Genomic DNA, 10,219 nt, shown 5'->3' with positions numbered 1-10,219 from the left:
CAAAACGCATTCGCTTGAATCTGTCTCAAATAATTTCTGTGCTCTGTGTAACTCCAGATGAATGACACAGAGAGCCACAGAGAAAAATATTTACCAAAATAGTGCTGTTACTATCAATGTTTAAAAGTCAATTTTGAATGATCGAATCTCGTTATGAGAAATCGGGAATCTTAGGGTTTTCCCTGAAAAGGGAACGGATTTTAAATTCTCTTCAATCAAATTGACCTCCGTAATTTTTCGGGGAGCTTTGAAAAACGTGACGGTAGCCACAGTGTCCACACCCTGTGATTCAAAAAAGCGAAAAATAAGGGCCTGTGAATCCTCTGCTTTTTTAATCGCCGCCAGAATAACCGTGGTTGGCCGAACCTGAAAAAATGAAAATGTTTCCGGCAGACGGCCCCTGTGCGGGGAAATTCGAATGGCCAGCAGGGGGACGTTGTACTCGTACCCGCGCAAAACGGTCTGTCCGTCCCGCCAGGTGCCCTTGTGCGGGTACAGGGCGTAACTAAATCGGTTGATTCCGCGATCGGCCGTTGGATCGGGACTCATCGGTGACCGCAACAGGGTGAGACGCAGTGTGTTCTTCAGGGCGTCGTAACCGTATTTTGATTCGTTCAACAGACTCACCCCGTAATCTTTCTGTGAGATGTCTCCCCAGAACTGCGCGGCGACCTCAAACCGGGCCTTCTCCCAGGAGTTGTTGCGCGTGGCAGGTCGCTGAATGGTGGCAAAGGGAATGCCGTATGTGGCCACCCGGCTTTTCACCGAAAGCGGAAATGCAACCTTGGCTAAAACATGATTTTCCCACCAGTCAACTTTCATCCGGCACTCTACAATCGGCAGTCCCGCATACAGGGTAATGTCCTGTGTGAAAAAAGATGAGGGAAAGGTTTTGGTGGGATAGCGCCTTCTTTTACTTTCTCCCAGAAAACTTTTCTTAATGCGGATCACCGCCCGGACCGGCCCTTTTTCCTTTACGAACAGGGTGTCCGGGTGATTGAGTTCCCACATTTTTCCCGTGTAACCGATATTCCAGGCATCGTAATCTCTGGGGATGTCTTCAAACAATTGAATGCGGTTACCCTCTTCACCGGCTGCCAATACATTTCGCCTGGAACGCTTGTCAAAAATGTGTGAGATGTTTCCCGTTTTGGGATCGATAGTGACGCGGAAAAATGAATTTTCAAGAGACGTGGCGCGGGCGGTCGCGCCTGGTTTTTTTTGAGAAGCGCGGCCCTTTTGAAGGGTAAACACGCGATATCCCATTGGGGGAATGTCTTTTGCCACGAACAGCAGGGTGTCATCTTTTGGGGAGGCCACAATCTGGCTGAGGATTTCCTTTCCTGAAGTGTCCAACACCCTGATTTTGCCGGGATTTTGTTTGAAGGGAATGCGAACCAATCCGTCTCGTTTCCATGAGAGGGTGTTGAATACCACGATTGGTTCCCCTTTCGAAGGCGTGGTAATCATCCCCGAGATCGCTTGCAAGGCGGCTTGCAGTTGTTTCCCGGCCTTTTTCCCTACGACGGCATAATCAGCCATGGCATCTTTGTAAACGGGCGCGATGCTCGATCCGGGCAAAATATCGTGAAATTGATTAAAAAGGTATGTCCACCATGCCTGATTGAGCACTTTCTGCCGGTAAACGTGTTTCCCCAAGACCTCCGAGATCGACGCCAGTTTTTCAGAATTGGTGAGAAGAATTTCCTTTTTGCGGTTGTTCCGTTTGATTTCGCCGTGCGTGGTGTAAGTGCCTCGGTGATATTCCAGGTAAAGCTCATCCCGCCATACAGGGATTTGCGTTAAATCGCTGGCAAAAAGCGTGTCGAAGTAGGTTCGGGCAAAGCTGAATCTGACTCTGGGGAAAACGGTTGCCGTTTGGTACATCTGTACGCGTTCGAGCATGCTGCGCTCCGGGCCGCCGCCATGGTCGCCCATGCCGTAAAGAACCAGCACATCTTTCCGCCCGGTATTCGCTTCGCTGAGGCGCAGGTCACGAATCAGGGTTTTCAGATTCAAATCGCCCACGTAACCGCTGAAGGGGAAATAGGTCAGTACCCGCGAACCGTCGGGGGCTTCCCACCAGAACAAATGGTACGGAAACACGTTGGTGTCATTCCAGCTGATCTTTTGGGTCAGAAAGGCCTTTATCCCGCTGCGGCGAAGAAACTGGGGCATATTCCAGTTGTAACCGAAGGAATCCGGATTCCAGCCAAGGTCAATGTCCACACCGAATTTTTTTCTGAAGTAGCGTTTGCCGTACAGGTGCTGTCTTGCCCAGGATTCACCGCCAATCAGGTCGCAGTCCGCTTCCACAACCATGCCGCCGACCATTTCCCAGCGCTTGTCGCTCACGCGCTGCTGAATGTTTTGAAAAAGTCCCGGATACCGGTTTTCCATCCATTTAAAGGCCTGAGCGGTACTCTGCGTGTATTTGTATTCCGGGAATTCATTCATCAGATTCAATTGTTGGCGGAATGTATTTCGGCACACCTCCACTGTTTCCCTCCAGCGCCACAGCCAGGCCATGTCGATGTGGGCATTTCCGTCCAGATAAAGTGTGTAGGTTTTTGCGAAGGCTGCAACGGGTTTTAGGATGCGCCGTGCCCGGGCAAGCGAAGCCAGAAATTGGTTCCAGTTTTTGGTGCGAAAAGAGAGGGTGTCTACCGCAGCGACCGCTTTGCGAAAAACAGGCAAAAGCGTTTTGCGAACGGAATCGGAAGCCGTTCCCAGATTGATTGCAAACGGCTGGTCTCCGTAGAATTCCTCAGGAGGACGAAGCAGGATTTGTGCGGTCTGAAGGCTGATCCGAAAGCGTTGGATTTGGGAGGCCACAGAATCCGGCGCGTGAATTTCGGCGTTTGTAAGGAGAAAATCCTTCCCGGTTTGGGAAAATCCGGGAGGTGGAAATAATAAGAGTAAGATGAACGCCAACAAAGAAAGCCTCTTTTGGGACGAAAGCCGCATGTTCGGACTCCTTTAATTTAAATGGTCGATGGGGTGTTTTCGTAAAAAGTTCAAGCAACCTTTTAAGGGTGCTTGAATCTGTCCCCATGTAGATCTCAATGATGGCTCAAAACCTGCCTTTCAAACTCGGTGACAACCGTTTGAATGAACGATTCGTTTTTGCCGGAACGAGTATCCGTTTTTGAAAAATCAAATAGATGAGAAAACGTTTGTGCCTGGTAGCGTTTGGTTTTTTTCTCCATTAAATAACGATTAAAAACAGCTGTACGGGCCTGTTGAAGCAGATGATAGTCGCTCTCCCATTCCTCCCTTTGGCGGGGGGCCATTTTTTCAAGCTGTTCAAGTGCTTCAAGGGATTTTTTCCAATTATCCACAACCTTCTCTAAAATCTGGATTCGCTGATTAAATTCCTGTCTGGATGAGTAAGAAGGGACTATGAAAAAATAAGCAATTCCCTTCAAAAAAAAGCGCTGGTAAGACACCGTTAAAGAATCCAGCGGATCCGTACGAAGGGGTTTCACCCATTCCAGACGATTGAGCCAGACGTAGGGCCAGTTTTCCTGGGTGTGCACAATCCGAAGGAGAGTGTCCACGGAGCGGATTTGTGCGTGGGACACTGTCGCGCATGCGGAAAAAATTATCAAAAAAAATATAAGTCGGATAATTTTCATCGGAAAATAGAGTTTCCAAAATTAATTCAAATATATCAGCAGATCACTAATTTTTTCAACAATTAAATCGGGCTGAATGGTGCTTGTTTTCAGATCGTCCCGCGTCGCTTCCCCGGTTAGCACGAGTACCGTGAAAATGCCGAAATCGTTCCCCATTTTAATGTCTGTGGTCAGGCGGTCGCCCACTAAAATCATTTTGTCGGGGGAAACGTGCGTGCGTGCCAGGAGCCCCTCCAGCATTTCACGGTGGGGTTTTCCCAATACTTTTGGGGTGATCCCCGTTGCCGCCGTGATTGCGGCCGAAATGGCCCCGCAGTCCGGTTTCATTTCGCCGTTTTCCACGGGACAGTTCAGGTCCGGGTGGGTGGCGATAAAGGGAATTCCCTTGCGAACCCAGTAACAGGCCCGGTCCAGTTTTTCGTACGTCAGTTCGGTGTCGAATCCCACGACAACCACATCGGGTTCAGGGGATGATGTCTCAAATCCCGCCCCGCGAAATGAGGCATGGAGGTTTTTAGTGCCGACCAGATAAAGGCGTTTGCCCAGGCCTTTCTTCTTTAAATATTCAATAGTGGCTTCAGCCGAGGTGTAAATTTGCTCGCCAGAAACGGAGATTCCCATTTTTTGAAGCAGGGTGCTGTAATCGGAAACGTTTTTTGAAGAATTGTTCGACAAAAAAATGTAGTTTTTTTTTCTGCGATTCAATTCATTTAGAAAATCGATGGCAAATGGAAAAACATGGGTTCCCCGGAAGATTGTTCCGTCCATGTCCAAAACAAAGGTATGAACCGTTTGAAGTTTCTGACAAATTTCGTCGGGATTCACCACTGGTCTCCGCACGTGTCGGTTTTCAGCACGTTACGTTCGTAAATCCCCGGCACGTCTAACGTGTCGGGGACGTTTTGTTTGACATTTTGTTCTAAAGTAAAAAAAATTTTTCCAAATCACAAGGAAAAAGTACAAACATTTGCGTTAATCCGGTGTGGTCCAAAATCCGGGAATAAACAAGAATGGATGCAATTTCATAAAGGACGGTTCTGTTTGGTCCAAAGGGGATTTAAATTGTGTTAATTCCGCTAGAAAAATTTCAGTTGAGTCGATACCCTGCCTTCGGTTAAAAAATCCAAAATAAAACCAAACCTTCTGTTCGGAATTTCGTCTTAATAGATAGATTGAACGAGAAACCCGCTTGCAAGCCAATCAACCGTTCACATCGACCACAGGAGAGATGTCGGGGTACCATCCTTGGGATCACCCAAAAAATAGGAGGGATTACCCATGAAAAGACGTATGTTTACCGTACTGATTGTTGTGTTCGTTTTGATCGGATTTGCGGGAGCGGGTGCTGTTTGGGCTTCTGACAGCACAAGCGTTCGGCACGATCTCCGCAACGTATTGTCCAAAACGCATTATGCGTCGCTTACTCTTTCTGTAGAAAATGATACCGTTACCATTACGGGTTCCGTATCAACCTACTGGGATAAATGCAAGGTGCATGATCTTATTCAAACCGTTCCGGGTGTTCGGGTTATTCGAAATTATCTGATCGTAAAAACGCCCTTTCGGTTTGACGGGGCCATTCGCAATTCCATATTATGTGATATTGAAAAGAAGGCCCTGTTTTTGCATCCGAAAAACATTCAGGTACACGTGACTAACGGTCTGGTTATTTTGACCGGGTCTGTGAGTTCGGACGAAGAAAATCGGCTGGCGTTTTCCATTGCGGCGTGGCAAAAGGGGGTTCACTCGGTCATCAATCAGCTGCAAATTGAATATCCTGTACTAAGCGATTTCAAGGAATCCTTTTAGCCGGAATTTTGAAAACGGCTTGAATCAAACGGATTATTTCGGGACGTCCCGACGTGTTTTTTGAGGCCCCCAAGCGACGTCGGGACGGCGAAATTGCAACTGGCTCCCCCTTGTTTTCCCCGGATTATGTGCCGGTTTCCGTGCCGGGGGCCTCTTCATCATTGATCAAAAATCCTCCACTGTGGACAGAATTTACACAGTTTCTTGGCAATCGTTTGTGATTTTTTCAAAAGCTGCCGGAGCCTGTTTTTTTGTACTATGTAATATCTTGTATTTTTAGATGTTGCGCAAAGAGATTATTTTACTGCCAGCCCCCTTTTTCAAGTCCTGTGGCTCAAATATTGCAAGTTCCTCCCCAAATTAATTCCCTTGTAAAACGATTCAAAAAAAGACGATCACTCAAGACGTGATTTTCGTTCCGGAAGCAATCCGTTTAAAATCGACTCAATCAAAAAAGTGTGCGATTACCAGTTTGTTGGTTGGAATAGTCCAATCTGCCGGATACGGAAGATTTTACCTCCGGCGGATTTTAAGCTAAGTTTAAATGGTTTAAAGGGTGCCTCCACTTTCTGCACGCTTGTGCAGATGCGTGAGGAGCAAGAGTCTGCAATCGGTAAAACCAATGCAAGGAGACGTTCAATGATGAAAAGGGTATCAATTGGGTTGTTGTGGCTGGGATTAATAGGGGGTATTTTTGTAAATCAGGTTTTTGCGCAGGGATTCAATTTGGTTCTTAACGGACAGGAACACGGGGCCGTCATGACTCAGGGAGACACGCTTTCGTGGCAGATTTTCCTGACACCGGGAGATTCGGCAGGTGTTCAGATTTGGCTGGATCTTAACGACAACAATTTTATCGATCCGGACACCGATCATGTGCTTGTTCAGTTTTCTCAAACAGATGGTTTAATGCAGAATGAAGAAGGAGCCCCTGATATCGATGGTGTGGTAAACGGAGTCATTGTGTTTGCCATTAAGGCGGGATTGGCTCCCGGGCACTACATCATGGTTGCCACGTACAACGGTTTGAGCGATACCTCCGATGTTCGGGTGACTCCGTTGCTGGCACCTGCTTTCACGGTTTCCGGAACGGTAACCCCTCCTCCCGGTCAAAGCGCCGCTTTGATTTACGTGCAAGCGGAGGCGAACAATGACACGAATCAGACGTTTTGGAGTGCATTGACCGATACCAACGGGCATTACACGATAGATTTTGATTCAACTGCCGCTAACCAGAACTGGAGAATCCGTACCGGTTTTGATGAAAATCCCTTTCCCGGATATATTCGTGTGCCGGAGGATTCCGTGATCTTTTTGGTTCAGAATTACCAGGGGATTGATTTTCACTTTCTCGCGCCCAATGCCATTTTGGCAGGTACCGTAACCGATTTTTCCACTGGAATGGCGCCCGCTGTGCCTCTGCATGTCTGGAGACAAACCATTGACGGGCAGTCGGAGGACACCGATCTGGATTCGGCCGGAAACTATCGGTTTGGGTTTTTCCTTGATTTTCCCACAGAAGGAGACGTTGGGGTCTGGGGAGACACTATCTTCCATTATTATATGATGCCCAATTCGAGGCATTTCTTCCTGGCTCCCGGTGACAGCCTCACAGAGAATTTCCAGCTGTATCCGGTGGACACCGTTATCACCGGAAGCATTCGGATTGACGGAACGCAAGTACCGGCTACCTCTTTTAGTGTTCAGGCGTCGGATTCGTTAATTGGCTATTCCAGAGCCCATTCAGACACGGCCGGAAATTTTAGTATTTCCGTTTCTTCTTTAAGTAATGGATATTGGGTGAACCTGGATTGGGAACAGGAAGACAGTATGAGACAACGGGGCTACAGCTTAACCGTCACTCCACAGGGAATGATTCCGCCGGGGGGAAGGGTTACCTTCAATTTCGTTCAGGGGGGAGCAATTACTGGAATGGTAACCCGTAATGGTATCCCGGTTTCGGGAATCCGGGTTCAGTTCCAACCGGTCAATCCTATGTTTAATTGGCCGAATTCGGTAGAAACCAATTCAAATGGCGTGTATATTTCCCCGTCTTTGGAGGCTGGAGGCTATCTGGTTCAATTTCAACTGGATTCTCTTGGAATGCAGTCGATTTTTTACAATGAAAAAATCGATCCCATGATGGCCGATACGGTGTGGGTGACTGCAGGAGATACCACACGATATATTAATCTGGATTTAGGCCATTTTGGAAAGATTTGTGGAAAGGTGCAAACCAATGAAAATGGTCAATTGGTGGCCGTTCCCGGAAGTGAGATTGAATTAATCAACCTAAACAATTGGCAGTCTTTTTATGCGCAAACGGATTCCGCCACACAGGGATTCTGTTTCCCGGGTCTGGTTCCGGGCGATTACTTAATCAGGGCACAGGCATCGGGATTTTCGCCTCAATGGTATAATTTAAAGCCGTCCCGGGATCAGGCGGACACCCTGCACCTGGCAGCAGGAGATTCTATTTTTGTGAGTTTCCTCCTGGAAAAAATTCAGGAAAATGGGATCATTTCCGGGGTGGTGCTGGATCAGTTCACCCATGCTCCGCTTCAGGGAATGGTGGTTCGGGCCAGAGAAATTGATACTATGGGCGGTTTCCCGGAAGATTACGTTCGCAGTGACACAACCGACACCTCCGGACGCTATGCCATCCATGTAAAGGATGGGACGTTTATGGTGTGGGTTGAAAGCGAAAGGGGGTACGTGCGGCAGTATTTTGATCATCAATATGTTGATCAGGGACTTCTGAATATGGGAGGAAACCTGACGCCGGTGGTCATTCAAAGTAGTGCCGTCGTGGATACGATTAATTTCGATTTGGTCAAAGGCGGGTATATTTCGGGACATGTCAGCAGTGGAGATTCCTCACTTGCAGGGGTAATGGTTGAATTTTACACCCTCACCCAGAGCCAATTGGGACAAACACAGACGGATTCCTCTGGAAATTATGTGAGTGACCCCCTGCCTCCCGGAAATTATTTTGTGAGTTTTGAGGCGCCGTTTGGTTATCAATCCCAAATCTGGAATGGGAAATATGATTTTTCGAATGCGGATACCGTCGTTGTGGTTACAGGCGACACCGTCAAGAATATTTCTGCTATTTTACAGAAAACAGCTCACGTTTATGGCAGGGTTACCTCAAGTGACCATACGGGACTGGAGAATATGACGATAGAGGCCATCTCCACAACCGGCCAGGATACAATTTTTGCGTATTCCTGGTACGATGGCTATTTCGAATTTAACAATCTTCCGATTGGAACGTACATTTTCCGGGCGTTTGACCCAAGTGGCGTGTGGGATGCTCAATACTGGCAGGGTGTGAGTACATCGGACTCCGCCACGGTTGTGACTCTCCAGCAGGGAAGTGATTTGGAGATAAACTTTACTCTCCGAAACAAGCTGATTGGTTCGGTGATCATTAATGAAATTATGTGGATGGGGTCCACACGGAGTCCTGCAGATCAATGGGTCGAATTGAAAAATATGACTGCAGACCCCATTGCCATCTCCGGATGGGCCTTGGCCGTTCCCAATCCCATGGATACCCTTCGGGCCATTATTTTCCCGGACAGCAGTGTTATTCCTCCGTACGGCTATTATTTGATCAGCTATTTTCCAGCAGACAGCTCACAGATTGCCGTACGACCAAATCTTGTGAGCAAAAAATTGCAAATGGATCGGCATCACCTTTTGTTAAAGCTGTTCACGAAAAATCCGATAAATTACGGTGCCGTTTTGGTAGACGAAGCTGGAAATGGAGAAATGCCCTTTGCCGGGGACAGTTTGCGCTTTCGCTCGATGATCCGCGTCATGCCGCCAGGAGACGGGTGTTTGCCCAGCCAATGGATGACATCGACAACTTCCCACGGATGGGACCCTGGCGCTACCGAATACGGTACACCTGGCGCCGACAACACGCTTCCGGTTGAATTATCGGACTTCTCAGCGACAGTTTCAAACGGACAGGTTTTTCTCCATTGGACGACGGTCACGGAAAGCCAGAACTTTGGTTTCGATATCGAAAAACGAGCTGAAGCCTCCAAAAGCACGTGGCAGAAAATCGGATTTGTCAAGGGACAGGGAACGAGTTCCGATCCTCATTTGTACGAATTTGTAGATTCGAACGCGAGCATCGGGCGGTATTTTTATCGTCTGAAACAGATTGACCTGAGCGGTGCCGTTACCTATTCCAAAGAAATTGAGGTTACCTACGACGCACCCAAAACCTTTGGCTTGAAGCAAAACTATCCGAATCCATTCAACCCGGAAACGACCATTCCGTACACCGTACCGGAGAGGTCTCACGTTGAAATCACCGTTTACAATTTACTGGGGCAAAAGGTTGCGACGCTGTTTGACGGCATTCGGAAACCCGGCCTGTACAAAGCCGTGTGGAATGGCTGCGATCAGGATGGGCGGGAAGTTGGCGGCGGCATGTACTTTATTCAAATGCGTGCGAAGAACTTTCATCAGAACAAAAAGATCGTGCTTCTGCGATAAGTACAGGTAAATAAAAAGAGGGCTGCCTGTTACGGGCAGCCTTTTCTTTTTCTGACCCTCGAGTCAGGAGGGCAAAAGGTTTGACCATACAAAAGTCCCCTCTATTAAGAGGGGATTTAGGGGTGTGTCTGTTTTTTTCTTTTCTCCAATCTTATTTTTGTCATCATTTTTCAAAACATAGAGTTACACACCCCGATCTGCCTTTGGCAGACCACCCCTCTTTTTAGAGGGGATTTTTAGTGTTTGCGAAGCACCAA

At 47.8% G+C, this 10,219-nt stretch carries 5 protein-coding genes; 2 read left to right on the top strand and 3 right to left on the bottom strand.

Annotation, left to right across the window (positions count from 1 at the left end; genetic code table 11):
- Positions 1-120 precede the first annotated feature (120 nt).
- The 3 genes from GXO76_15205 to GXO76_15195 all read right to left on the bottom strand — a co-directional run bounded on the left by GXO76_15205 (position 121) and on the right by GXO76_15195 (position 4,463).
- Positions 121-2,967, bottom strand: coding sequence for an alpha-mannosidase (locus GXO76_15205; protein NOY79199.1), 2,847 nt, complete (start codon positions 2,965-2,967; stop codon positions 121-123).
- A 95-nt stretch (positions 2,968-3,062) separates the two neighbouring features.
- Positions 3,063-3,584 (bottom strand): hypothetical protein, encoded by a 522-nt coding sequence (locus tag GXO76_15200; protein ID NOY79198.1) that lies wholly within the window; start codon positions 3,582-3,584, stop codon positions 3,063-3,065.
- A 75-nt stretch (positions 3,585-3,659) separates the two neighbouring features.
- Positions 3,660-4,463, bottom strand: a complete 804-nt coding sequence (locus tag GXO76_15195) for an HAD-IIA family hydrolase (protein NOY79197.1) — start codon at positions 4,461-4,463, stop codon at positions 3,660-3,662.
- Positions 4,464-4,916: 453 nt separating this feature from the next.
- On the opposite strand from GXO76_15195, the gene GXO76_15190 reads away from it, so the two are divergent.
- Entirely contained in the window at positions 4,917-5,447 is a 531-nt protein-coding gene (locus GXO76_15190; GenBank protein NOY79196.1) for a BON domain-containing protein, read from the top strand.
- A 639-nt stretch (positions 5,448-6,086) separates the two neighbouring features.
- Positions 6,087-9,962 carry a T9SS type A sorting domain-containing protein gene (locus GXO76_15185; GenBank protein ID NOY79195.1) on the top strand — a complete coding sequence of 1,292 codons (3,876 nt, stop codon included), beginning with the start codon at positions 6,087-6,089 and terminating at the stop codon, positions 9,960-9,962.
- Positions 9,963-10,219 lie beyond the last annotated feature (257 nt).

The sequence above is a fragment of the Calditrichota bacterium genome (assembly GCA_013151735.1).
GTDB lineage: Bacteria > Zhuqueibacterota > JdFR-76 > JdFR-76 > BMS3Abin05 > BMS3Abin05.
Note: the sequence above shows the minus strand (reverse complement) of the source record. Positions and strands in the feature narration are given on the sequence as shown.

Excerpts from the sequence above, each read along its gene's own strand:
- GXO76_15185 (NOY79195.1), top strand. The coding sequence starts at position 6,087 with ATGATGAAAAGGGTATCAATTGGGTTGTTGTGGCTGGGATTAATAGGG.
- GXO76_15190 (NOY79196.1), top strand. The coding sequence starts at position 4,917 with ATGAAAAGACGTATGTTTACCGTACTGATTGTTGTGTTCGTTTTGATC.
- GXO76_15205 (NOY79199.1), bottom strand. The coding sequence starts at position 2,967 with ATGCGGCTTTCGTCCCAAAAGAGGCTTTCTTTGTTGGCGTTCATCTTA.